The 24,577-nt window shown below is 63.7% G+C and carries 23 protein-coding genes and 1 tRNA gene; 1 reads left to right on the top strand and 23 read right to left on the bottom strand.

The window, feature by feature from the left end:
- Positions 1-11: 11 nt before the first annotated feature.
- The 21 genes from rplV to tuf (RE429_RS08810) form a co-directional block, all read right to left on the bottom strand.
- Positions 12-392, bottom strand: a complete 381-nt coding sequence (gene rplV, locus RE429_RS08910; protein WP_161724274.1) for a 50S ribosomal protein L22 — start codon at positions 390-392, stop codon at positions 12-14.
- A gap of 1 nt (position 393) precedes the next feature.
- Complete coding sequence (gene rpsS, locus RE429_RS08905) at positions 394-672, bottom strand: 30S ribosomal protein S19 (RefSeq protein WP_047186987.1); 279 nt, start codon at positions 670-672, stop codon at positions 394-396.
- 15 nt (positions 673-687) lie between these two features.
- Positions 688-1,524, bottom strand: a complete 837-nt coding sequence (gene rplB / locus RE429_RS08900) for a 50S ribosomal protein L2 (RefSeq protein WP_414473932.1) — start codon at positions 1,522-1,524, stop codon at positions 688-690.
- Between the two features lie 20 nt (positions 1,525-1,544).
- Entirely contained in the window at positions 1,545-1,841 is a 297-nt protein-coding gene (locus RE429_RS08895; protein ID WP_370438049.1) for a 50S ribosomal protein L23, read from the bottom strand.
- Positions 1,838-2,458 (bottom strand): 50S ribosomal protein L4, encoded by a 621-nt coding sequence (rplD, locus tag RE429_RS08890; protein ID WP_414473931.1) that lies wholly within the window; start codon positions 2,456-2,458, stop codon positions 1,838-1,840. The genes RE429_RS08895 and rplD overlap by 4 nt, the downstream gene beginning before the upstream one ends.
- A complete protein-coding gene (gene rplC / locus RE429_RS08885) occupies positions 2,458-3,186 on the bottom strand; it encodes a 50S ribosomal protein L3 (protein ID WP_414473930.1) in 729 nt (242 codons plus the stop codon). Before rplC ends, rplD begins: the two co-directional genes overlap by 1 nt.
- A gap of 47 nt (positions 3,187-3,233) precedes the next feature.
- Positions 3,234-3,542 carry a 30S ribosomal protein S10 gene (gene rpsJ, locus RE429_RS08880; protein WP_009764298.1) on the bottom strand — a complete coding sequence of 103 codons (309 nt, stop codon included), beginning with the start codon at positions 3,540-3,542 and terminating at the stop codon, positions 3,234-3,236.
- Between the two features lie 67 nt (positions 3,543-3,609).
- Positions 3,610-4,800, bottom strand: a complete 1,191-nt coding sequence (gene tuf / locus RE429_RS08875; protein ID WP_370438052.1) for an elongation factor Tu — start codon at positions 4,798-4,800, stop codon at positions 3,610-3,612.
- A 45-nt stretch (positions 4,801-4,845) separates the two neighbouring features.
- Positions 4,846-6,921, bottom strand: a complete 2,076-nt coding sequence (gene fusA, locus RE429_RS08870) for an elongation factor G (protein ID WP_414473929.1) — start codon at positions 6,919-6,921, stop codon at positions 4,846-4,848.
- Positions 6,922-6,939: 18 nt separating this feature from the next.
- Positions 6,940-7,410: a 30S ribosomal protein S7 gene (gene rpsG, locus RE429_RS08865; RefSeq protein ID WP_370438054.1), complete on the bottom strand. Its 471-nt coding sequence runs from the start codon at positions 7,408-7,410 to the stop codon at positions 6,940-6,942.
- 33 nt (positions 7,411-7,443) lie between these two features.
- The gene (rpsL, locus tag RE429_RS08860; protein ID WP_009764294.1) at positions 7,444-7,815 is read right to left on the bottom strand and encodes a 30S ribosomal protein S12; all 372 of its coding nucleotides are present in this window, start codon (positions 7,813-7,815) and stop codon (positions 7,444-7,446) included.
- Between the two features lie 563 nt (positions 7,816-8,378).
- A complete protein-coding gene (gene rpoC / locus RE429_RS08855; protein ID WP_414473928.1) occupies positions 8,379-12,554 on the bottom strand; it encodes a DNA-directed RNA polymerase subunit beta' in 4,176 nt (1,391 codons plus the stop codon).
- 111 nt (positions 12,555-12,665) lie between these two features.
- Positions 12,666-16,826: a DNA-directed RNA polymerase subunit beta gene (rpoB, locus tag RE429_RS08850; protein WP_414473927.1), complete on the bottom strand. Its 4,161-nt coding sequence runs from the start codon at positions 16,824-16,826 to the stop codon at positions 12,666-12,668.
- Between the two features lie 239 nt (positions 16,827-17,065).
- Positions 17,066-17,440, bottom strand: coding sequence for a 50S ribosomal protein L7/L12 (rplL, locus tag RE429_RS08845; protein ID WP_414473926.1), 375 nt, complete (start codon positions 17,438-17,440; stop codon positions 17,066-17,068).
- A 51-nt stretch (positions 17,441-17,491) separates the two neighbouring features.
- Positions 17,492-18,010 (bottom strand): 50S ribosomal protein L10, encoded by a 519-nt coding sequence (rplJ, locus tag RE429_RS08840; protein ID WP_370438058.1) that lies wholly within the window; start codon positions 18,008-18,010, stop codon positions 17,492-17,494.
- 634 nt (positions 18,011-18,644) lie between these two features.
- The gene (gene rplA / locus RE429_RS08835; protein ID WP_414473925.1) at positions 18,645-19,343 is read right to left on the bottom strand and encodes a 50S ribosomal protein L1; all 699 of its coding nucleotides are present in this window, start codon (positions 19,341-19,343) and stop codon (positions 18,645-18,647) included.
- Between the two features lie 10 nt (positions 19,344-19,353).
- The gene (gene rplK / locus RE429_RS08830; protein WP_370438060.1) at positions 19,354-19,782 is read right to left on the bottom strand and encodes a 50S ribosomal protein L11; all 429 of its coding nucleotides are present in this window, start codon (positions 19,780-19,782) and stop codon (positions 19,354-19,356) included.
- A 166-nt stretch (positions 19,783-19,948) separates the two neighbouring features.
- Entirely contained in the window at positions 19,949-20,482 is a 534-nt protein-coding gene (gene nusG, locus RE429_RS08825) for a transcription termination/antitermination protein NusG (RefSeq protein ID WP_414473924.1), read from the bottom strand.
- 12 nt (positions 20,483-20,494) lie between these two features.
- Complete coding sequence (secE, locus tag RE429_RS08820; RefSeq protein WP_370438062.1) at positions 20,495-20,695, bottom strand: preprotein translocase subunit SecE; 201 nt, start codon at positions 20,693-20,695, stop codon at positions 20,495-20,497.
- 163 nt (positions 20,696-20,858) lie between these two features.
- Positions 20,859-20,935 (bottom strand) — tRNA-Trp (locus tag RE429_RS08815).
- A 43-nt stretch (positions 20,936-20,978) separates the two neighbouring features.
- Positions 20,979-22,169 carry an elongation factor Tu gene (gene tuf, locus RE429_RS08810; RefSeq protein WP_370438052.1) on the bottom strand — a complete coding sequence of 397 codons (1,191 nt, stop codon included), beginning with the start codon at positions 22,167-22,169 and terminating at the stop codon, positions 20,979-20,981.
- A 457-nt stretch (positions 22,170-22,626) separates the two neighbouring features.
- Here tuf (RE429_RS08810) and RE429_RS08805 point away from each other — a divergent pair, with 457 nt between their 5' ends.
- On the top strand, positions 22,627-22,809 hold the full coding sequence (locus tag RE429_RS08805) for a hypothetical protein (protein ID WP_414473923.1): 183 nt from the start codon (positions 22,627-22,629) through the stop codon (positions 22,807-22,809).
- Here RE429_RS08805 and RE429_RS08800 read toward each other — a convergent pair.
- Together RE429_RS08800 and RE429_RS08795 are read right to left on the bottom strand one after the other, a co-directional pair.
- Complete coding sequence (locus tag RE429_RS08800) at positions 22,796-23,233, bottom strand: PPC domain-containing DNA-binding protein (protein ID WP_414473922.1); 438 nt, start codon at positions 23,231-23,233, stop codon at positions 22,796-22,798. The genes RE429_RS08805 and RE429_RS08800 overlap by 14 nt on opposite strands.
- A 242-nt stretch (positions 23,234-23,475) precedes the next feature.
- A complete protein-coding gene (locus RE429_RS08795; RefSeq protein ID WP_414473921.1) occupies positions 23,476-24,549 on the bottom strand; it encodes an AI-2E family transporter in 1,074 nt (357 codons plus the stop codon).
- Positions 24,550-24,577: the final 28 nt, after the last annotated feature.

Raw genomic sequence — 24,577 nt, 5'->3', positions numbered from 1 at the left:
CTGGTTCTCCTTTATGCCTGTTCGGCAACTTCCCGAACCACGATCGTGAGGTTCGAGAACGGCTTTTCGATACGAGCGCCCCGGCCGCGGGCCCGGGCGTGGAAGCGCTTCATGACGAGCGCCTTGCCGACAAAGGCCTGGCTGACGACGAGATCGTCCACATCGAGGTTGTGGTTGTTCTCGGCGTTGGCAATGGCGCTCTCGAGGCACTTCTTCACGTCGCGAGCGATGCGCTTGCGGGAGAACTCGAGGTCGGCGAGAGCCGCAGAAACCTTCTTGCCGCGGATAAGGGCCGCAACAAGATTGAGCTTCTGGGGGCTGACGCGCAGCATGCGAGCGACGGCTTGAGCCTCGTTGTCGCTCAATGCGCGAGGAGTCGCGGCCTTACCCATCTTACTTCCTCTTCGCCTTCTTGTCCGCCGCGTGGCCGTGGAAAGTGCGGGTCGGCGAGAACTCGCCGAACTTGTGACCCACCATTTCCTCGCTCACGAGAACGGGAATGTGCTTCTGACCATTGTAGACCCCGAACGTGAGGCCCACGAATTGCGGGAGGATCGTGGAGCGACGGCTCCAGATCTTGATAACCTCGTTGCGGCCCGAAGAACGGGCAGCCTCGGCCTTCTTGAGGAGGTAGCCGTCGACGAACGGACCCTTCCAAAGCGAACGTGCCATGACGTGCCTCTATCCTTACTTCTTCCGAGCGTGACGGCTCGACACGATGAACTTGTCGGTCCGCTTGTTCGAACGGGTTTTCTTGCCCTTGGTGGGAACGCCCCAAGGCGTCACAGGATGACGACCACCGGAGGTACGGCCTTCACCACCACCGTGCGGGTGGTCGATCGGGTTCATGGAGACGCCGCGGTTGTGCGGACGCTTGCCAAGCCAGCGGTTGCGACCGGCCTTGCCGACCGAGGTGTTCATGTGGTCGGGGTTGGACACTGCGCCGACGCTGGCGAAGCACTGTCCATGGACCATGCGCTGCTCGCCGGAGTTCAGGCGGACCGTCACGTAGCCCTGGTCACGACCCACGATCTGAGCGTAGGTGCCGGCGGAGCGGGCGAGAGCGCCGCCCTTGCCGATCTTCAGCTCGACGTTGTGGATGATCGTTCCCACCGGCATGTTGCCGATCGGCATCGCGTTGCCCGGCTTAATGTCGACCTGCTCGCCGGCCGAAACCTGATCGCCGACAGCCAGACGCTGCGGAGCCAGGATGTAGGACAGCTCGCCATCGGCGTAGCGGATGAGCGCGATGAAGGCGGTGCGGTTCGGATCGTACTCGATCCGATCCACGGTCGCCACTTCGCCCATATGGCCGCGACGCTTGAAGTCGACCAGGCGCAGGGTGCGCTTGTGACCACCGCCACGGAAGCGGACGGTCACGCGACCCGTGTTGTTACGGCCGCCGGAGGAGCTCTTGCCCTCCGTCAGCGTCTTGACCGGCTTGCCCTTGTAGAGCTCGCCGCGGTCGACGATCACCAGCTGGCGCAGGCCGGGGGTGATTGGTTTGAAGGTTTTCAAAGCCATCGGATCACTCTCTCAACCGATCAGAGGCCCGTCGTGACATCGATGGTCTGGCCCTCTTCGAGGGTCACAACCGCCTTCTTCACGTCCGACCGCTGGCCGCGGGTGCCGCGGAACATCTTCACTTTGCCCTTGGTGACGAGCGTGTTGACGCTCTTCACCTTGACATCGAACAGCTTCTCAACCGCTTCCTTGATCTGCGGCTTCGTTGCTTCCGGGCGCACCTTGAACACGACCTTGTTCTGTTCGGACAGAGCAGTCGCCTTCTCGGTGATGACCGGGCTTACGATCACATCGTAATGGCGCGGGTCCAGGCTCATTTGAAGCGCGCCTCCAGCGCATCGACAGCTGCCTTCGTGAGAACGAGCTTCTCGCGACGCAGAATGTCATAGACGTTGATGCCCTGCACCGGCAGGACGTCGATGTTCGGGATGTTGCGAGCAGCCCGCTGGAAGTTCACCTCGATCTCAGCGCCCCCAATGATGAGAGCATTGCCGAGGCCGAGCTTGCCGAAGCGCTCGACGAGAGCCTTCGTCTTGGGCTCGGAGAGCGTCGCGTCGTCGAGAACGACCAGCGAGGCGTCCTTGGCCTTGGACGAGAGCGCATGCCTCAGGGCGAGAGCGCGAACCTTCTTGGGCAGGTCGTGAGCATGGCTGCGGACCTGCGGGCCGAAGGCACGACCGCCGCCCCGGAACTGGGGAGCGCTCGCGGCGCCGTGACGGGCGCTGCCGGTGCCCTTCTGCTTGTAGACCTTCTTCGTCGTCCGGTCGATGTCCGAACGGTTCTTGACGGCGTGCGTGCCGGCCTGGCGCTTCGCGAGCTGCCAGCGGACGCAACGGGCAAGAAGGTCGGCGCGCGGCTCGAGACCGAAAATGGCCTCGTTCAGCTCGACGGAACCCGACGTGTTGCCCTCAAGCGTGGTGACATCAAGCTTCATCACGCATTCTCCTCTTGGGCCTGCTCAGCCTGGGGGGCCGGTGCAGCATCGTTGGCCGAGCGGAACGCGCCGGGCATCGGCACTTCCTTCGGCAGCTTGCGCTTCACCGCGTCGCGGACGAAGATCCAGCCGCCGGCAACGCCGGGAACGGCGCCCTCGACGAGGATCAGACCGCGCTCGACATCGGTCGACACCACACGCAGGTTCTGCGTGGTGACGCGCTCGACGCCCAGGTGACCCGGCATCTTCTTGTTCTTGAACGTCTTGCCCGGATCCTGGCGGCCACCGGTCGAACCGATCGAGCGGTGGGAGATCGACACGCCGTGCGAGGCGCGCAGACCGCCGAAGTTCCAGCGCTTCATACCACCGGCGAAGCCCTTACCCGTCGTGATGCCCGTGACGTCCACGAACTGACCGGCAACGAAGTGATCGGCGGTGATCTCGGCGCCCACCGGGATGACGGCATCCTCGGAGACGCGGAACTCCGCGAGCTTGCGCTTCGGCTCGACCTGAGCGACGGCGAAACGCCCGCGCTCGGCCTTCGAAACGTTCTTTACCTTGGCCTTGCCGACGCCGACCTGCAGCGCGGTGTAGCCGTTCTTTTCCATGGTCCGGTGGGCGACGACCTGACAGTTGTCGACCTTCAGAACCGTGACCGGGACATGTTCGCCGGCATCCGTGAAGATGCGGGTCATCCCGACTTTCTGTGCAATGACGCCTGAGCGCATGTGCGTATCCTCTCGGCGTGTCTACCGAAAGCTCCAAGCCTAACGGCTCAGAGCTTGATTTCCACGTCCACACCAGCAGCGAGATCGAGCTTCATCAGAGCGTCAACCGTCTGCGGGGTGGGGTCCACGATATCGAGCACACGCTTATGAGTGCGCATCTCGAACTGCTCGCGCGACTTCTTGTCGATGTGCGGCGAGCGAAGCACCGTAAAGCGCTCGATGCGCGTCGGCAGCGGGATGGGCCCGCGAACCTGGGCGCCGGTCCGCTTCGCGGTCGACACGATTTCGCGTGTCGAAGCGTCGAGGATCCGGTGGTCGAACGCCTTAAGGCGAATACGAATGTTTTGACCGTTCATGGCTTATCCATTCAACAAGGGAAGCGGCCGAGCCGAAACTCGGCCGCTGTCCTTTGATCCTCTCTTGTTAGTCCATCACGGCGGCGACGACGCCGGCGCCGACGGTACGGCCGCCTTCACGGATGGCGAAGCGCAGCTTCTCCTCCATGGCGATCGGCGCGATCAGCTCGACTTCCATCGTGATGTTGTCGCCCGGCATCACCATCTCGGTGCCCTCGGGCAGCTTCACCACGCCCGTCACGTCGGTCGTGCGGAAGTAGAACTGCGGACGGTAGTTGCCGAAGAACGGCGTGTGACGGCCACCCTCTTCCTTGGTCAGGATGTAGGCCTCGGCCTTGAACTTCGTGTGCGGCTTGATCGAGCCCGGCTTGCACAGCACCTGGCCGCGCTCCACGTCCTCGCGCTTCGTGCCGCGCAGCAGCACGCCCACGTTGTCGCCCGCCTGGCCCTGGTCGAGCAGCTTGCGGAACATCTCGACGCCGGTCACCGTCGTCTTCACCGTCGCCTTCAGGCCGACGATCTCGACTTCCTCGCCGACCTTCACGATGCCGCGCTCGACGCGACCCGTCACCACCGTGCCGCGGCCCGAAATCGAGAACACGTCCTCGATCGGCATCAGGAACGGCTGGTCAACCGGACGCTCCGGCTGCGGGATGTAGCGGTCAACCTCGGCCATCAGCTCGAGAACCCGGTCGCGGCCGATCTCCGGCTGACGGTCCTCCAGCGCGCACAGCGCCGAGCCCTTCACGATCGGAATGTCGTCGCCGGGGAAGTCGTACTTCGACAGAAGCTCGCGCACTTCCAGCTCAACCAGGTCGAGCAGCTCCGGATCGTCGACCATGTCGACCTTGTTCATGAACACCACCAGCGCCGGAACGCCGACCTGACGCGCCAGCAGGATGTGCTCGCGGGTCTGCGGCATCGGGCCGTCCGCCGACGACACCACCAGGATCGCGCCGTCCATCTGCGCCGCACCCGTGATCATGTTCTTCACGTAGTCGGCGTGGCCGGGGCAGTCCACGTGCGCATAGTGCCGGTTCGTGGTCTCGTATTCCACGTGCGCGGTCGAGATCGTGATGCCGCGCGCCTTCTCTTCCGGCGCCTTGTCGATCTGGTCGTAGGCCGTGAACGTCGCTCCGCCCGACTCCGCCAGAACCTTCGTGATCGCCGCCGTCAGAGACGTCTTGCCGTGGTCGACGTGACCAATCGTCCCGATGTTGCAGTGCGGCTTATTCCGCTCAAACTTTTCCTTCGCCATCGTGGCACCCGTTCCTTTGATATTCCAATATTCGCTTTAGTGGGTTCAGGCGTACTTCGCCTGAACCTCGGCAGCCACGTTCGACGGCACTTGCTCGTAGTGGTCGAACTGCATGGTGTAGTTGGCCCGGCCCTGGCTCATGGAGCGCAGGGTGTTCACGTAGCCGAACATGTTGGCGAGCGGCACCATGGCGTTGATCACCACGGCGTTGCCGCGCATGTCCTGACCCTGGATCTGGCCACGACGGGAGTTCAGGTCACCGATGACCGAGCCCGTGTAGTCCTCAGGGGTCACGACCTCGACCTTCATCACCGGCTCGAGCAGGACCGAAGCGCCCTTCTGGAGGGCCTCACGGAGAGCTGCGCGAGAGGCGATTTCGAAGGCCAGAGCCGACGAGTCGACTTCGTGGAAGGCGCCGTCGATGAGCTCGACCTTGAGGTCGACCACCGGGAAGCCCGCGATGACGCCGGCGCCCACGACGGACAGAAGGCCCTTTTCGACGCCCGGGATGTATTCCTTCGGAACAGCACCGCCGACGATCTTCGAATCGAACGAGAACCCGGCACCCGGCTCGTTCGGCTGAACGACCAGCTTCACGCGAGCGAACTGGCCTGTACCGCCGGTCTGCTTCTTGTGGGTGTAGTCCACCTCGGTCTTCTTCGTGATCGTCTCGCGATAGGCCACCTGAGGAGCGCCCACATTCGCGTCGACCTTGTAGGTGCGCCGCAGAATGTCGACCTTGATGTCGAGGTGAAGTTCACCCATGCCCTTCAGGATCGTCTGTCCCGACTCCGAGTCCGTGGAGACGCGGAAGGACGGATCTTCGGCGGCGAGCTTGGCGAGAGCCAGACCCAGCTTCTCCTGGTCGGCCTTCGACTTCGGCTCGATCGCGATCTCGATGACGGGCTCGGGGAACTCCATCTTCTCGAGGATCACGGACTTGATCGGGTCGCAGAGCGTGTCGCCGGTGCGGACTTCCTTGAGGCCGGCGAGAGCGACGATGTCGCCCGCATAGGCCTCTTTGATGTCCTCGCGGTTGTTCGCATGCATCAGCAGCATGCGGCCGACGCGCTCCTTCTTGTCGCGGGTCGAGTTCAGGATCGAGGAACCGGCCTCGACCTTGCCCGAATAGACGCGGCAGAAGGTGATCGTTCCGACGAAGGGGTCGTCCATGATCTTGAAGGCGAGCATGGAGAACGGATCTTCGTCGAGCGGCTTGCGGACGGTCTCTTCCTCGGTCTTGAAGTCGATGCCCTTGATCGCGCCACGGTCAACCGGGGACGGCAGGAAGTCGACGACGGCGTCGAGGAGCGGCTGAACGCCCTTGTTCTTGAACGCGGAACCGCAGAGGACCGGGTGGAACGCGCGACGCTGCACGGCCGTACGGACCAGACGGCGGAGCGTCTCGTCGTCCGGCTCCTGCCCGTCCAGGTAAGCCACCATGGCGTCGTCGTCCATCTCGACGGCGGCCTCGACGAGCTTGCCACGGTATTCCTTGGCCTGGTCGAGCAGGTCGGCAGGGATCTCCTCTTCACCGAAGGGAGCGCCGGGGCCTTCACCGGACCATACGATCGCCTTCATCTTGACGAGGTCGATTACGCCCTTGAAGTCCGACTCGGCGCCGATGGGCAGCTGGAGGCAGACGGGCTTGCCGGCGACGCGGTCGATGATGTCGGCGACGCACTTGAAGAAGTTCGCGCCGATCTTGTCCATCTTGTTGACGAACACGACGCGCGGAACGTCGTACTTGTCGGCCTGGCGCCAAACGGTCTCGGTCTGGGGCTCGACGCCCTGGTTGCCGTCGAGAACGCAGACCGCGCCGTCGAGGACGCGCAGCGAACGCTCCACCTCGATGGTGAAGTCGACGTGGCCGGGGGTGTCGATGATGTTCAGACGCTTGCCGTTCCAGAAGCAGGTGGTGGCAGCGGACGTGATCGTGATGCCACGCTCCTGCTCCTGCTCCATCCAGTCCATGGTGGCGGAACCCTCGTGGGTCTCGCCGACCTTGTGGGACTTGCCGGTATAGTACAGGATACGCTCGGTCGTCGTCGTCTTGCCGGCATCGATGTGAGCCATGATGCCGAAGTTACGGTAGTCCTCAATCGCGTGCGTGCGGGGCATCGCTTAAGCTCCTTACCGTTACCAGCGGTAGTGCGAGAACGCACGGTTGGCTTCCGCCATACGGTGGGTATCTTCGCGCTTCTTCACGGCGTTGCCGCGGTTGTTCGAGGCATCGAGCAGCTCTGCGGAGAGACGCTCGACCATGGTCTTGTCGTTGCGACCGCGGGCAGCCTGGATGATCCAGCGGATGGCGAGGGCCTGACGGCGCTCGGTGCGGACTTCGACCGGGACCTGGTAGGTCGCACCGCCGACGCGGCGGGAACGCACCTCGATCGCCGGAGCGACGTTGTCGAGGGCCTGCTTGAAGACCTCGAGCGGATTGGCCTTGGCGCGGGTTTCGACGATATCGAGCGCACCGTACACGATGCGCTCGGCAGCCGACTTCTTGCCGTCGTACATGATGGAGTTCATGAACTTCGTGACGACGATATCCCCGAACTTGGGATCCGGGATGATCTCACGCTTTTCGGCGCTATGGCGGCGGGACATGAGCTAGCTCCGACCTGAAATGATGTTGACGGCTTACTTCGGCCGCTTCGCGCCGTACTTCGAACGACGCTGCTTACGATTCTTCACGCCCTGGGTGTCGAGAACACCGCGGAGGATGTGGTAGCGAACACCGGGAAGGTCCTTCACGCGACCGCCGCGGATCATGACCACGGAGTGCTCCTGAAGGTTGTGCCCCTCGCCCGGGATGTAACCGATGACTTCGAAGCCATTGGTCAGGCGAACCTTGGCGACCTTACGGAGAGCCGAGTTCGGCTTCTTCGGGGTCGTAGTGTAAACGCGCGTGCACACGCCGCGCTTCTGCGGGCAGGCCTCAAGCGCGGGGACCTTATTCCGGCTCTTTTGCGCCGTCCGCGGCTTGCGGATCAGCTGAGAGATCGTTGGCATCCTGTGCCCTCTTTCACCAGCCACCGATCCGGTGGCCTTTGAGTGTCTTCAACGGTTCAACGCCGCACATGACGCTTCGTGCGAACCTGCGGCTGCACAAAACGAAGCCACGCCATTGACTTGGAAAAGCCCTTGGCGCGGTGCGATTGCAGAGGACCACGATGATCTGGCACCGCGGTCTTGCCCTAAATCTGACTTGTGTCAGTCAAGGTTGAGTTCGGCAGCGTTTAGGTGGCATCGGTCGAAGCTAGGCGCTTCGACTGGCGGAAACCTACGGCCAGCCGGAAAGTCCGGTTTCTGTAGCGTCCGAGTCGCGGAAAGTCAACAGGTTTCCACTAACCAAGCGGAAAGGAACGGTTCCGGGGGCGCGATCGGGGCTGCGTTTGCGGCCTGGCTTCCTATTTGGGAATGCTGTCGGCTTCCGCAAGCCCTGGAAGGCTGTGGAAGCCTCCTGTACCCCTGCCCTTCGCTCGGCGGCGGCCGGGCTCGGCCCCTCCCGGCCCCGGCCAATGAAAAGGCCGCCCGAAGGCGGCCTTTCCGATTCTCTGCTGAGCAAAGCCCGCTTATTCGGCCGCCGGCGGGAGCTCGCCGACCTGAGCGGCCGACTCGGACCGCTTCTGCTGAAGGATCAGCTCGTCGCGATGGCTTGCCACGGACTTGATCTGGGCCGTGAGAGCGCCCGTGCCGGCCGGGATGAGGCTGCCGACGATGACGTTCTCCTTGAGGCCCTCGAGGGTATCGACCTTCCCGTTGACGGCCGCCTCCGTGAGGACGCGGGTGGTCTCCTGGAAGGACGCCGCCGAGATGAAGGAGCGGGTCTGCAGCGAGGCCTTGGTGATACCGAGGAGAACCGGCACGCCTTCAGCGGGCTTCTTCCTCTCGGCCGCCAGACGCTCGTTGGCCTCCTCGAACTCGAGACGGTCGACCTGCTCGCCCGTGAGGAACTCGCTGTCGCCTCCGTCCGTGATCTCGACCTTCTGCAGCATCTGGCGAACGATCACCTCGATGTGCTTGTCGTTGATCAGCACGCCCTGGAGCCGGTAGACCTCCTGGATCTCGTTCACGAGGTAGGCCGCCAGCTCCTCGACGCCCTTGATCGCCAGGATGTCGTGCGGGGCCGGGTTGCCGTCGACGATGAAGTCGCCGATTTCGACCACGTCGCCGTCCTGGAGGTGGATGTGCTTGCCCTTCGGGATCAGGTACTCCACCGACTCCGAGCCGTCGTGCGGGATCAGCGTCAGGCGACGCTTGCTCTTGTAGTCGCGGCCGAACTGGATCGTGCCGGACTTCTCCGCGATGATGGCGGCATCCTTCGGACGACGGGCCTCGAACAGCTCCGCCACGCGCGGCAGACCGCCCGTGATGTCGCGGGTCTTGGCGCTCTCGGTCGAGACGCGCACGAGAACGTCACCGGCCTTCACCTTCGAGCCGGGATCGACCGCGAGGATCGCGTCCACGGGCAGAAGGTAACGGGCGTCGCCGCCACGGGCCAGCTTGGCGATCTTGCCGCCCTTGCCCTCGATGATGACGGCCGGACGAAGATCGGCCGTGCGGACCGAACCGCGCCAGTCGATGACCACGCGCTTGGCGATGCCGGTCGACTCGTCCATGGACTCGATCATCGACGCGCCGTCCACGAGGTCCTCGTAGCCGACGGTGCCCTCGACCTCGGTCAGGATCGGACGGGAGTAAGGATCCCACTCCGCGATGCGCTGGCCGCGCTTGATCGTGTCGCCCTCGTCGACCTTCAGGCGGGAGCCGTACTGCAGGCGGTGGACCGCCCGCTCCGCGCCGTCGGGACCGGTGATCACAACGGCCACGTTGCGGCCCATGACGACGAGATCGCCGTCGGAGTTGCGCGCAATGTTCTTGTTGCGGAAGCCGATCGTGCCCTCGAAGCTCGACTCGATGAAGGACGAGTCGGCGATCTGGGCCGCGCCGCCGATGTGGAAGGTACGCATCGTGAGCTGGGTGCCCGGCTCGCCGATGGACTGGGCGGCGATGACGCCGACAGCCTCGCCGTGGTTGACCGGAGTACCGCGGGCCAGGTCGCGACCGTAGCAGGTGGCGCAGACGCCGTTCTTGGACTCGCAGACGAGCACCGAACGGATCTTCACCTCCTGGATGCCGGCGGCCCCGATGGCCTCGAGGTGATGCTCCTCGATCATCGTGCCCTTCGGAACGATCACGGCGCCGTCCTGAGCCACCAGATCCTCGGCCGTGGAGCGGCCCAGGATGCGGGACGCCAGCGACGCGACCACCTGGCCGGCATCGATGATGGCGCGCATCTTGATGCCCTTGTCGGTGCCGCAATCCGGCTCACGGATGACCGCGTCCTGCGCCACGTCCACGAGACGGCGGGTCAGGTAACCCGAGTTCGCGGTCTTGAGCGCAGTGTCGGCCAGGCCCTTACGGGCTCCGTGGGTCGAGTTGAAGTACTCGAGGACGTCCAGGCCTTCCTTGAAGTTCGAGATGATCGGCGTCTCGATGATCTCGCCCGAGGGCTTGGCCATGAGGCCGCGCATGGCGGCGAGCTGCTTCATCTGGGCCGGCGAACCACGAGCGCCCGAGTGGGACATCATGTAGATCGAGTTGACCTGCTTGTCGCGGCCCTGATCGTCCTTCTGGACGGTCGAGATGCGGTTCATCATCTCGGCCGCGAGACGGTCCGAGCACTTCGCCCAGGCGTCGACGACCTTGTTGTACTTCTCGCCCTGGGTGATGAGGCCGTCCTGGTACTGCTGCTCGTAGTCCTTGGCGAGCGCGCGGGTCTCCTCGACGATCGCCCACTTGTTCTCCGGGATCACCATGTCGTCCTTGCCGAACGAAATGCCGGCGCGGAACGCATTGTAGAAGCCGAGGCCCATGATGCGATCGCAGAAGATGACCGATTCCTTCTGACCGCAATGGCGGTAGACGGCGTCGATCATGCCCGAGATCTCCTTCTTGGTCATGAGCTTGTTCACGACGTCGAAGGACAGGGCCGGGTGCTTCGGCAGGAGACGCGAGAGCATGACGCGACCGGGCGTCGTCTCGACGATCTTGGTGTAGGGCTTGCCGTCCTCGTTCACGCCTTCCCAGCGGTAGCGGATCTTGGAGTGGAGCGTGATGACCTTCTCGTTGAGGGCGTGCTCGATCTCGCCCATGTCGGCGAAGGCCTTGCCCTGGCCGGGCTGACCGTCGGACACGATGGAGAGATAGTAGAGGCCCAGAACGATGTCCTGCGACGGCACGATGATCGGCTGACCGTTGGCCGGGTGCAGGATGTTGTTGGTGGACATCATCAGCACGCGGGCTTCGAGCTGCGCCTCGAGCGAGAGCGGCACGTGGACGGCCATCTGGTCGCCGTCGAAGTCCGCGTTGAACGCGGCGCAGACGAGCGGGTGCAGCTGGATCGCCTTGCCCTCGATCAGGGTGGGCTCGAAGGCCTGGATGCCGAGGCGGTGGAGCGTCGGAGCGCGGTTGAGCAGCACCGGATGCTCGCGGATGACCTCATCCAGGATGTCCCAAACCTCCGGCTTCTCCTTCTCGACGAGCTTCTTTGCCTGCTTGACGGTGGCGGACAGGCCGCGCGCGTCGAGCTTGGCGTAGATGAACGGCTTGAAGAGTTCGAGAGCCATCTTCTTGGGCAGGCCGCACTGATGCAGCTTGAGCTCAGGACCGACCACGATGACCGAACGGCCCGAATAGTCGACGCGCTTGCCGAGCAGGTTCTGACGGAAGCGGCCCTGCTTGCCCTTCAGCATGTCGGCGAGCGACTTCAGCGGACGCTTGTTCGCGCCGGTGATGACGCGGCCGCGGCGGCCGTTGTCGAACAGGGCGTCGACCGCCTCCTGCAGCATGCGCTTCTCGTTGCGGACGATGATGTCCGGAGCGCGCAGCTCCATGAGCCGCTTCAAGCGGTTGTTGCGGTTGATGACGCGGCGATAGAGATCGTTCAGGTCGGAGGTCGCGAAGCGGCCGCCGTCGAGCGGCACCAGCGGACGAAGGTCCGGCGGGATCACGGGGACGACCGTCATGATCATCCATTCGGGCTTGTTGCCCGACTGGACGAAGGCCTCGATGATCTTGAGGCGCTTCATGAGCTTCTTCGGCTTCAGCTCCGAAGTGGTGACGGCGATTTCCTCGCGGATGTCCTGAGCGGTCTTCTCGAGATCGAGCTCCTGCAGGATGCGGCGGATGGCTTCCGCGCCGATCATGGCGGTGAAGCTGTCCTCGCCGTACTCGTCCTGGGCGCGGATGTACTCTTCCTCGGTCAGCAGCTGACGGTCCTTGAGGGGCGTCAGGCCGCCATCGACGACGATGTACGATTCGAAATAAAGGATGCGCTCCAGATCCTTCAAGGTCATGTCGAGCAGCAGACCGATGCGGCTCGGCAGGGACTTGAGAAACCAGATATGGGCGACGGGAGCCGCGAGCTCGATATGGCCCATGCGGTCGCGACGGACGCGGGCGAGCGTCACTTCCACGCCGCACTTCTCGCAGATCACGCCCTTGTACTTCATGCGCTTGTACTTGCCGCACAAGCACTCGTAGTCCTTGATCGGGCCGAAGATGCGCGCACAGAACAAGCCGTCGCGCTCGGGCTTGAACGTGCGGTAATTGATGGTCTCGGGCTTTTTGATTTCGCCGTAGGACCAGGACAGAATCTTCTCAGGGCTCGCGATCGAGATCTTGATCTGATCGAAGCTCTGCGGCTGAGCCGTCTGGTTGAAGAGATTCATGACCTCTTGATTCATCGCCGTCTCCTGGGCTGAAGGGCGCTCACATAAGCACCCTCACCGGCAATTGCATGGGGCCGCGGCGTTTTAGCCGCGGCCTGACATCATATTCGGAAGCGCTGTCGCGCCCTACTCGGCAGCCTCGGACGGAGGCAGTTGCTCCGCCTCGTTGGCTGCCTTCTTGGAGTTGGTCAGCTCGACGTTCAGACCGAGGGAGCGCATTTCCTTCACGAGAACGTTGAAGCTCTCCGGAATGCCCGACTCGAAGGTGTCGTCGCCACGAACGATGGCTTCGTAGACCTTGGTGCGGCCGGCCACGTCGTCCGACTTGACCGTGAGCATTTCCTGAAGGGTGTACGCGGCGCCGTAAGCCTCGAGCGCCCAGACCTCCATTTCGCCGAAGCGCTGGCCGCCGAACTGGGCCTTTCCGCCCAGCGGCTGCTGGGTGACGAGGCTGTAGGGGCCGATGGAGCGGGCGTGGATCTTGTCGTCCACGAGGTGGTGGAGCTTCAGCATGTAGATGTAGCCCACCGTGACCTTGCGGTCGAAAGACTCGCCGGTCTTGCCGTCGTACAGCGTGACCTGACCCGACGGGTCGAGGCCGGCCTTCTGGAGCATGGCTTCGATGTCCGCCTCCTTCGCGCCGTCGAAGACGGGCGTGGCGAAGGGGACGCCGCGGCGCAGCTTGTTGCCGAGCTCGGCCAGCTCCTCGTCGGAAGCCCCCTCGATCTCGGGCAGGTTGCCGTAGATCGAGACCAGCTGCTCGCGCAGCCCCTGGGACTGACCGCTCCTCATGTAGGCGTCGACCGCCTGGGCGACCTGCTTGCCGAGACCGGCAGCGGCCCAGCCGAGATGCGTCTCAAGGATCTGACCGACGTTCATGCGGCTCGGCACGCCCAGCGGGTTGAGCACGATATCGGCATGCGTGCCGTCTTCGAGGAACGGCATGTCCTCGATCGGAACGATGCGCGACACGACGCCCTTGTTGCCGTGACGGCCGGCCATCTTGTCGCCGGGCTGGATCTTGCGCTTCACCGCCACGAAGACCTTGACCATCTTCATGACGCCGGGCGGAAGCTCGTCGCCGCGCTGAAGCTTCTCGACCTTGTCGAGGAAGCGCTGCTCGAGACGCTTCTTCGACTCGTCGTACTGCTTCTGCATGGCCTCGATCTCGGTCATCAGAGCATCGTCTTCGACCGCGAACTGCCACCATTGCGACCGCGGATACTCGCTGAGCAGCTCGCGGGTGATCGGCATGTCCTTCTTGTAGCCCTTCGGCCCGGCCATGCCCTTCTTGCCGCTCAGGATCTCCGACAGACGCGCATAGGTGTTGCGGTCCAGGATCGCCTGCTCGTCGTCGCGGTCCTTGGCGAGGCGCTCGATCTCCTCGCGCTCGATCGCCTGGGCGCGCTCGTCCTTGTCGACGCCGTGACGGTTGAAGACGCGGACTTCCACGATGGTGCCGGTCACGCCCGGGGGGACGCGCAGGCTGGTATCGCGAACGTCGGAAGCCTTCTCGCCGAAGATGGCGCGCAGAAGCTTCTCTTCGGGCGTCATCGGGCTCTCGCCCTTGGGCGTGATCTTGCCGACGAGGATGTCACCGGCATGGACCTCGGCGCCGATATAGACGATGCCGGCCTCGTCGAGGTTCTTGAGCGCCTCTTCCGACACGTTCGGAATGTCACGCGTGATCTCCTCAGGGCCGAGCTTCGTGTCGCGGGCCATGACTTCGAACTCCTCGATGTGGATCGAGGTGAAGACGTCTTCCTTCACGATCCGCTCGGACAGCAGGATCGAGTCTTCGAAGTTGTAGCCGTTCCACGGCATGAACGCGACGAGCACGTTCCGGCCGAGCGCGAGCTCGCCGTACTCGGTCGACGGGCCGTCGGCGATGATGTCGCCCTTGCGGACCACGTCGCCGGCGCGGACCAGCGGCTTCTGCGTGATGCAGGTCGACTGGTTGGAGCGCTGGAACTTCTGCAGCCGGTAGATGTCGACGCCCGGACGGGTCGGATCCGTATTCTCCGTTGCACGGATAACGATACGGGTCGCGTCCACCTGGTCGACGATGCCGGTGCGGCGGGCTGCGATGGCGGCGCCGGAGTCCCGGGCCACGACCGCTTCCATGCCGGTACCGACGAACGGGGCATCCGCCTGAACCAGAGGCACGGCCTGGCGCTGCATGTTCGAGCCCATGAGCGCGCGGTTCGCGTCGTCGTTCTCGAGGAACGGGATGAGCGCGGCCGCGACGGACACGAGCTGCTTCGGCGACACTTCCATCAGGTCCACGCGATCGGGCGCGGCCACGATGTTTTCACCGGCGCGACGGCAGATCACCAGCTCTTCGGTGAGGGTGCCGTTGGAATCCAGCGTCGAGTTCGCCTGGGCGATGTTGTACTTCGCCTCTTCCATCGCGGAGAGGTACACGACCTCGTCCGTCACCTTGCTGTCGCGAACGCGTCGGAACGGCGTCTCGATGAAGCCGTACTTGTTCACGCGGGCGAAGGTGGCCAGCGAGTTGATCAGGCCGATGTTCGGGCCTTCCGGCGTTTCGATCGGGCAGATGCGGCCGTAATGCGTCGGGTGCACGTCGCGCACCTCGAAGCCGGCGCGCTCGCGGGTCAGACCGCCCGGGCCGAGCGCCGAGAGACGACGCTTGTGCGTGACCTCGGAGAGCGGGTTGGTCTGGTCCATGAACTGCGAGAGCTGCGACGAACCGAAGAACTCGCGCACGGCGGCGGCGGCAGGCTTCGCGTTGATCAGGTCCTGCGGCATGACGGTGTCGATATCGACCGACGACATGCGCTCCTTGATCGCGCGCTCCATGCGCAGCAGGCCGAGGCGGTACTGGTTCTCCATGAGCTCGCCGACCGAGCGCACGCGGCGGTTGCCGAGGTGATCGATGTCGTCGATCTCGCCCTTGCCGTCGCGCAGATCCACGAGCGCCTTCGTGACCGCGAGAATGTCCTCGCGGCGCAGGGTGCGCACGGTGTCCTCCGCGTCGAGGTCGAGGCGCATGTTCATCTTCACGCGACCGACGGCCGAGAGATCATAGCGCTCGGCATCGAAGAACAGCGAGTTGAACATGGCTTCGGCCGTCTCGAGGATCGGCGGCTCGCCCGGACGCATGACGCGGTAGATGTCGAACAGCGCGTCCTCGCGGGAGGAGGCCTTGTCGATGGCCAGCGTGTTGCGGATATACGGCCCCACGGTGACGTGGTCGATGTCGAGAACCGGGATCTCCGTGTAGCCCATGTCGATGAGCTCGGCGAGCTTGCCCTTGCGGTCACCGGACTTGGCATCGACCGACAGATCGAGCTCGTCGCCGGCCTCCGCATAGATCTCGCCGGTCTGCGGGTTGACGAGATCCTCGGCGACGTACTGGCCGACGAGATCCTCGTCCGTCACGCGAAGGTGCGTGAGGCCCTTCTCGGCGAGCTGGCGCGCCGCACGGGCGGTCAGCTTCTTGCCGGCCTCCAGCACCACTTCGCCGGTCTTGGCGTCGATGAGATCGACGCTCGCCTTGAATCCCTTCATGCGCTCGGCATCGTAAGGAATGGTCCAGCCATCCTTGGCCTTGGTGTAGACGATGCGGTTGAAGAAGGTATTGAGGATCTCTTCGCCGTCGAGGCCGAGGGCGTAGAGCAGCGACGTGACCGGAAGCTTACGCTTGCGGTCGATACGAGCGTAGACGATGTCCTTGGCGTCGAACTCGATGTCGAGCCAGGAACCGCGATACGGAATGATGCGGGCCGCGAAGAGCAGCTTGCCGGAGGAATGCGTCTTGCCCTTGTCGTGGTCGAAGAACACGCCCGGCGAACGGTGCATCTGCGAGACGATGACGCGCTCGGTGCCGTTGACGATGAAGGTGCCGTTGTCGGTCATGAGCGGCATGTCGCCCATGTAGACATCCTGCTCCTTGATGTCCTTCACGGAGCGGGCGCCGGTATCGGGGTCCACATCGAACACGATGAGGCGCAGCGTCACCTTGAGCGGCGCGGCAAACGTCATGCCGCGCTGGCGGCACTCGTCGACATCGTATTTCGGGGGCTCGAACGTGTACTTCACGAATTCGAGCAAAGCAGTGTTCGAAAAGTCCGAAATCGGAAAAACCGATTTGAAGACGGCTTGCAAGCCCTCTTCCGGCCGGCCGCCCTTTGGTTCTTCGACCATCAGGAACTGGTCGTAGGATGCCTTCTGAACCTCGATCAGGTTCGGCATCTCCGCCACTTCCTTGATTTTCCCGAAGAACTTGCGAATGCGCTTCCGGCCGATCAGTGTATTGGCCATCTGGACCTCGTTCCTCATACACGCCTAATCAAGAACCCCGGGGATCGGGACCCTGGATTAGCCGCCCGGCGAAAGCGCCGGCTTTGGACAAATCCGGACTCGTTGCGAGCCCTTTCGAAAGGCCGCCAAAGAAGCCCGGCCTCTTTGACGACACAACGGCCCCAAGCGAAAATGCCTGGGACCGCGTGTTCTTGTGCCCGATTGCTCGGGGGTAACCCTGCGGCCCTGAGGCCGCAAAATTACTTAAGCTCGACCTTGGCGCCGACCTTCTCGAGGGTCGCCTTGATCTTCTCGGCTTCGTCCTTCGAAACGCCTTCCTTGACAGGCTTCGGCGCGCCTTCGACGAGGTCCTTAGCTTCCTTGAGGCCCAGGCCCGTGATGCCACGGACTTCCTTGATGACCTCGATCTTCTTGTCGCCGGCCGAAGCGAGAACGACCGTGAACTCGGTCTGCTCTTCAGCCGGAGCGGCAGCAGCCGCGCCAGGAGCAGCAGCGACGGCAACGGCCGCAGCAGCGGAAACGCCCCACTTCTCTTCGAGCATCTTCGAGAGCTCGGCAGCCTCGAGAACGGTCAGTGCCGACAGATCGTCAACGAGCTTGGCAAGATCAGCCATTTTTTACTTCCTTAAGTTCGGTTCGAACAGTTTGATGGTTGAGGTACGGCCTCACGCCGCTTCGCCTGTCTTGGCATAGGCCCCGAATACGCGGGCGAGCTTTGCCGCCGGCGCAGTGCTGAGCTGAGCGATCTTCGTAGCCGGGGCCTGGATAAGGCCGACCAGCTTGCCGCGCAGTTCGTCGAGGGACGGCAGTGTGGCAAGCGCCTTCACTCCGTCCACGTTCAGGGCGGTCGTGCCCATCGCTCCACCGAGGATAACGAGCTTGTCGTTAGCCTTGGCGAAATCGACAGCGACCTTTGGAGCCGCGACCGGATCGCTCGAATAAGCGATCAGGGTCGGACCTTTCATAAGGCCCGAGATGGACGCGACGTCCTTGCCTTCGAGAGCGATTTTGGCGAGGCTGTTTTTTGCGACCTTCACGGTGGCGCCGGCCTGCTTCATCTGCGCGCGCAGCTTCTGCATGTCGGCGACCGTGAGGCCAGCATAGTGGGCGACGACGACAACGCTCGTGCTGGAGAACACGTCGTTGAGAGTCGAGACGAGCTCGCGCTTTGCTGCTCTTTCCACTGGGCTCTCTCCGGTTGGCGGAAAAGTCCGCCGGTTGCATTTGCCGTTCAAGGCCCGGACTTGCATCCGAGGCATCTCGAACGACGCTCTCGCAAGCCCTGTCCCCCAGATGCGCCGGGCGGCGCAAAGGGTAAGATGGTTCGAACCGAAACTCGCTGCCCGCGTTGAACAGGCATGAAACTCGGCTTCCCCGTCTATGCAGGCCCTCGCGAATTAAGCTGGACAAGCCAGCGCCTGCAGTCTCGGACAGGACATAGCCGGAACGCGCCAAAGGTTGCCCTTTGACCCGCCGGCCTGTCACCGCCCCGTCTCCGGGGCGGATTCGCAGCCAAAAGCACGCGCGAAAGCGCAGCTTCGGCATATGTTGGAATCTCAACGCGTTCTAATAAGCCTTCGAAGCCCGATTGCCAAGGGGCAACTGGAAGGATTTTGAGGATTTATTGATACCTCGCAATAACGTTGCGCCAGCATGCGAGGTGGCCGCCCCGCGGAGGGAGACGACCCTGCAGTTACGCTCCGGCCAGAGGCGACTGCCGGCGGAATCTTGTCTCGTGTTTTCGCCAACCTGCTGATTCGCAAAACAAAAAGCCCGGCGACAGGCGCCGGGCTTTCCGCATTCCGTTCAAAGGATCGATCAGCCGTTGAGGACCGAAGACGGATCCACCTTCACGCCGGGGCCCATCGTCGAAGACACGGCGATGCGCTGGATGTAGGTGCCCTTGGCGCCCGAGGGCTTTGCCTTGGAGACGGCGTCAGCGAAGGCCCTGATGTTCTCGACGAGCTTGCCCTCGTCGAAAGAGGCCTTGCCGATGCCGGCATGAACGATACCGGCCTTCTCGACGCGGAACTCGACGGCGCCGCCCTTGGCGGCCTCGACGGCGCTCTTGACGTCCATGGTGACCGTGCCGACGCGCGGGTTCGGCATCAGGCCGCGCGGGCCCAGCACCTTGCCGAGACGGCCCACGAGGCCCATCATGTCCGGGGTCGCGATGCAGCGGTCGAAGTCGATCGTGCCGCCGTTGACGGCCTCGAACAGATCCTCGGCGCCCACGATGTCGGCACCGGCAGCCTTGGCCTCGTCGGCCTTGGGCCCACGGGCGAACACGGCCACGCGGACCGTCCGGCCCGAGCCGTTCGGCAGGTTGCAGACGCCGCGGACCATCTGGTCGGCGTGACGGGGATCGACGCCGAGATTCATCGAGATCTCGATGGTCTCGTCGAACTTCGCCTTGGCGCGGTCCTTGATCAGCTTCACCGCATCCTGGATCGGATACAGCTTGTTGGCATCGATGCCCTCGCGGGCGCCGCGAATGCGCTTACCTTCCTTAGCCATCGTGCCCTCCTTACGCCACTTCCATGCCCATCGAGCGCGCGGAGCCCTCGATCATGGCCATGGCGGATTCTACGGTGTCGCAGTTGAGATCGACCATCTTCTTCTCGGCGATCTCGCGGATCTGGTCGCGGGTGACGCGGCCGACGTTTCCGCCCTTGCCGGGGGTCTGCGACCCCTTGTCGATCTTCGCGGCCTTCTTGAGGAAGTACGAGACCGGGGGCTGCTTCATCTCGAAGGTGAAGGAACGATCCTGGTAGGCGGTGATGATCACCGGGATCGGCGTGCCCTTCTCCATCTGCGCGGTCTTCGCGTTGAAGGCCTTGCAGAATTCCATGATGTTCAGGCCGCGCTGACCCAGCGCGGGACCGATCGGCGGCGACGGGTTGGCCGCGCCGGCGGGCACTTGAAGCTTTACGTAGCCCGCAATTTTCTTTGCCATAGGACTGCTCCCAATGGACCACCTGCCCGGAGCCAACCGAACGAGGTGGAAGTTGCAGATCGCGGTCCAGCCCATCGCTCCCGGCTGGCGACCGGGTGGACCTCCCGCGGATGAAGGCTCTTAAAGAGAGCCAAAAGAGGGCGCCCGCGAGGCGCCCTCAGACGGTTCAGACCTTCTCGACCTGACCGTATTCGAGCTCGACCGGGGTTGCGCGGCCGAAAATGGACACCGCCACCTTGAGGCGGGCCCGGGCGTGGTCGACTTCCTCGACGACGCCGTTGAAGGATGCGAACGGGCCGTCGGAGACGCGCACCTGCTCGCCGACCTCGAAGCTGACCGATGGCTTGGGGTGATCGACGCCTTCGGCCACCTGCCCCTTGATCCGCTCGGCTTCGCGGTCCGGAATCGGAACCGGCTTGGCCTTGTCGGCGCCCAGGAAGCCCGTCACCTTCGGGGTATTCTTGATGAGATGGTAGACCTCGTCGGTCAGATCGCACTTCACCAGGACATAGCCGGGAAAGAACTTGCGCTCGGCATCGACCTTACGGCCGCGGCGCACCTCGACCACCTTCTCGGTCGGCACCATGACTTCTTCGAACTTGTCCTCCAGGCCGCGCTGAGCCGCCTGGTCCTTGATCGACTGAGCCACCTTGTTTTCGAAATTCGAATAGGCGTGGACGATATACCAACGCTTCGTCATGCCATCCACCCCTTAACCGCCAAGCCCGAGGATCACCGAGCGGACGCCCCAGCCGATCGCCTGGTCGACGACAAGAAAGAACACGCTTGCCAGGACGACCATCACGAAGACCATCGCGGTCGTGATCATGGTTTCCTTGCGCGTCGGCCAGGTCACCTTCGAGGCTTCCGAGCGGACCTGCTGTATGAAATCGAACGGGTTCGTCTTCGCCATTTCGCTTACGTCCACCGGCGTTGAGAGCGACTGCAAGCGTTCCCTAAGGGCACGCTTGAGCCCAAATTGAAGGGGCGCGAGGCTGTTTTGCAAGCCTCGCGCCACCTGTTCAAACCATCTTGAGGACGCCTCTTACTCGAAAACGTCCGTCTTGTCGACCCGCTGGCAGGAGTGGAGGGACTCGAACCCCCAACCCCCGGTTTTGGAGACCGGTGCTCTAGCCGATTGAGCTACACTCCTACGAGCGGGTCGACAGGTGGCGGCGAACCGCCACCCGGTCGTCTTAGTCCATCACGGCGGCGACGACGCCGGCGCCGACGGTACGGCCGCCTTCACGGATGGCGAAGCGCAGCTTCTCCTCCATGGCGATCGGCGCGATCAGCTCGACTTCCATCGTGATGTTGTCGCCCGGCATCACCATCTCGGTGCCCTCGGGCAGCTTCACCACGCCCGTCACGTCGGTCGTGCGGAAGTAGAACTGCGGACGGTAGTTGCCGAAGAACGGCGTGTGACGGCCACCCTCTTCCTTGGTCAGGATGTAGGCCTCGGCCTTGAACTTCGTGTGCGGCTTGATCGAGCCCGGCTTGCACAGCACCTGGCCGCGCTCCACGTCCTCGCGCTTCGTGCCGCGCAGCAGCACGCCCACGTTGTCGCCCGCCTGGCCCTGGTCGAGCAGCTTGCGGAACATCTCGACGCCGGTCACCGTCGTCTTCACCGTCGCCTTCAGGCCGACGATCTCGACTTCCTCGCCGACCTTCACGATGCCGCGCTCGACGCGACCCGTCACCACCGTGCCGCGGCCCGAAATCGAGAACACGTCCTCGATCGGCATCAGGAACGGCTGGTCAACCGGACGCTCCGGCTGCGGGATGTAGCGGTCAACCTCGGCCATCAGCTCGAGAACCCGGTCGCGGCCGATCTCCGGCTGACGGTCCTCCAGCGCGCACAGCGCCGAGCCCTTCACGATCGGAATGTCGTCGCCGGGGAAGTCGTACTTCGACAGAAGCTCGCGCACTTCCAGCTCAACCAGGTCGAGCAGCTCCGGATCGTCGACCATGTCGACCTTGTTCATGAACACCACCAGCGCCGGAACGCCGACCTGACGCGCCAGCAGGATGTGCTCGCGGGTCTGCGGCATCGGGCCGTCCGCCGACGACACCACCAGGATCGCGCCGTCCATCTGCGCCGCACCCGTGATCATGTTCTTCACGTAGTCGGCGTGGCCGGGGCAGTCCACGTGCGCATAGTGCCGGTTCGTGGTCTCGTATTCCACGTGCGCGGTCGAGATCGTGATGCCGCGCGCCTTCTCTTCCGGCGCCTTGTCGATCTGGTCGTAGGCCGTGAACGTCGCTCCGCCCGACTCCGCCAGAACCTTCGTGATCGCCGCCGTCAGAGACGTCTTGCCGTGGTCGACGTGACCAATCGTCCCGATGTTGCAGTGCGGCTTATTCCGCTCAAACTTTTCCTTCGCCATTGATCTCTACCTTACATAGGCCAGGAACAAAAAACCTAGGGCGTCCGATATTGCGGTTGCGCCAAATGCGCAAGTGGCAATTTCAGTCTTGCAGAACGTAATTATCGGCCCAGCCCTTCTAAAGCCCCCTCGGGAGGGATCCTCGAGACTCGCCTGACCGCAGATCGCCGCCCTTAAAGCCAAGCTTTGCGCTCAAGGCAACATAAAACTTTCGATCGCGGCTCGCGCAGCCGGGAACCGGACAACCAGGAAGATGGGACGGGAATGGAGCGGGTTACGGAGAACGACCCCTCGACTTCAGCCTGGAAGGCCGATGACGAGGCAGGTCCGAGCCTGCGGCTGCGGCGGACCGCCGCCTTAAACCTCTATAAAATCTCCCCTTTTCCCCTCTGCATCACGGCGTCCGCCTGCGGCCGACCCGGGACGTGTGTTGTGTCACGGAAATGGGAGCCGATCCATGTCCGGCGAGCCGAGCGCCCGAATCGTGCGAATCGGCGGCGTCGACGCCTTGGTCCTTGCGGCCGCCCGGACCGCCGCCCGCGAGGAGGCACCCACCCCTCCCCGACCGCGGTGGAGCAATCGCCATGGCGGCGAGCGCTATCGCCGCACGGTTCCTTCCACTCTCCTCAGAGACGAATGAGATTGAGGCCGGTCTCCGGGTCCTTGCTCCGCCGGAGATGGACCGGCGCCTCCGTGACGATGACCTCGAGGGTCGGCCGAACATGCCCCCGGGCCAGATGCCCGGCTATGGCGCTGCCATCACGCTTGCCCAGAACCAAATGAATGTGAAGGGCGGGCTTGCCTGCCTCGTCGAGGCCGATATCGCCGTTCAGCGAAGCGACCTCGACCTGCTCGTCAACCGGGATTTCCAGATATGTCTTGGTCTCCCAATCGAAATAGGCCACCACCGCGTCGCTGAGAGCGCCGATGGCGGAGATCTGGGCGGCGGACAGGCTCTGTTCGCGGGCTAGGGCGTTGAGGCAGGCCACGATTTCATCGCCGGTCTCCAGCACCGCCACGAAGGTTCTCTGGCCGTCGTCCTCATGGAGGAGTTTGCTCTTCATCGGTCCTGCTCTCTGCCAAGGTCGGGACATTCCGCCCCTACCCTTCGGTGACCTCAACCGGATGGGCGGTCCCTCCGTTCCAGGCCGCGCCGCGGAAGCGCTTGGATCCGGCAATCCACCCGGAACGGGTTGGGTTCGGCACTGGGAGCCGTACGGCGGCGCGGCGCCGCTCGTGGGGGGCCTCGCTCGGAAAAGGCCTCTCACGGCAGAGCCCATCCTTGAGGTGCGCGATCACGACGATCCTACGAGCTCTCGAAAGGGGCCCGCTTTTCTTCGAGAACGGGTTCGCCGGGGATGACCGTGTTTTCTCCGAGTGTCTCCCGCACGTAGAGCTTCTTGACGAACACGAAGACCACGACCGTGAGGGGCGCGGCGAACAAGATGCCTGTTGCCCCGTAGACCGTTCCGAACGCCACGAAGGTAAAGACCAGCAGCGCCGGCGGCAGCGAGACGGCCGCCCGGGTGATCAAGGGCTGGATCAGATGCGCCTCGATCTGCTGGATGACAACGAACGCGATGGCAACCCATAGAGCCATGGCCGGGCCCTGCGCGAGAGCGATCAAGAGCGCCGGAACGGCGCCTAAGAACGGCCCAAGCAGCGGGATGAATTCCGTGACGCCGGCGATCAGACCCAGTCCGGCGGCCGAGGGCAGGCCCAGCAGCCACATGATGAGCCAGGTCAGGGTTCCGGTCGTGAGCATCGAAAAGAACTGACCGAAGAGCCACAGCCTGAGGGCACTCCCCGACGTGTTCAGGGCATCGGCGATGTGCGGGCGAGCCGCGTGCGGAAACAGCATCACGACCCCATCCCGGTACAAATCGGGACTGATCGCCAGATAGATCCCGGCAATGATCACCAGGACGGTGTTGGCAACGACCTCTATGGCCGTATAGCCGACGCCGAATGCCCGTTCGGTGTCGAACGCCTGCCGTAAGGCTGTCGCGACATATTCCGAGAGCCCCGTAACCCCGATTGCGTTGCCCACGGCCGGAATCGCGCTCTCGGCCATTTGGAGCGCTTCCGAGATCTGAGCGCCGACCTGGGCGGCGAAGAGCCATGCCGTGCCGCCGATCACCGCAACCACGATCAAACCGGTGACAAGCAGGGCCCAGTTTCGAGACAGGGCGGTCCTTCTGGCGATCGGATCTCCGATCGCGTGCAGGATGGTGGCGATCAGAACCGATCCGAACACCATCAGAAGCACGCCCGAAAGACGCCAGATCAAGGCGGCCAGAGCCAGCAAAGCGATCGCGACCAGCACCACCACCATGGTGCGGCGCGCTAGGACGATCTCGGACGAGCGGCCCAGGTTCATGTCTCCCCCCTGCAACGAGACATTCCTG

Origin of the sequence: Microvirga sp. M2 (genome assembly GCF_047497095.1) — a bacterium.
GTDB lineage: Bacteria > Pseudomonadota > Alphaproteobacteria > Rhizobiales > Beijerinckiaceae > Microvirga.
The sequence above is the reverse complement of the archived record's forward strand: the minus strand, read 5'-3'. Positions and strand labels throughout refer to the sequence as shown.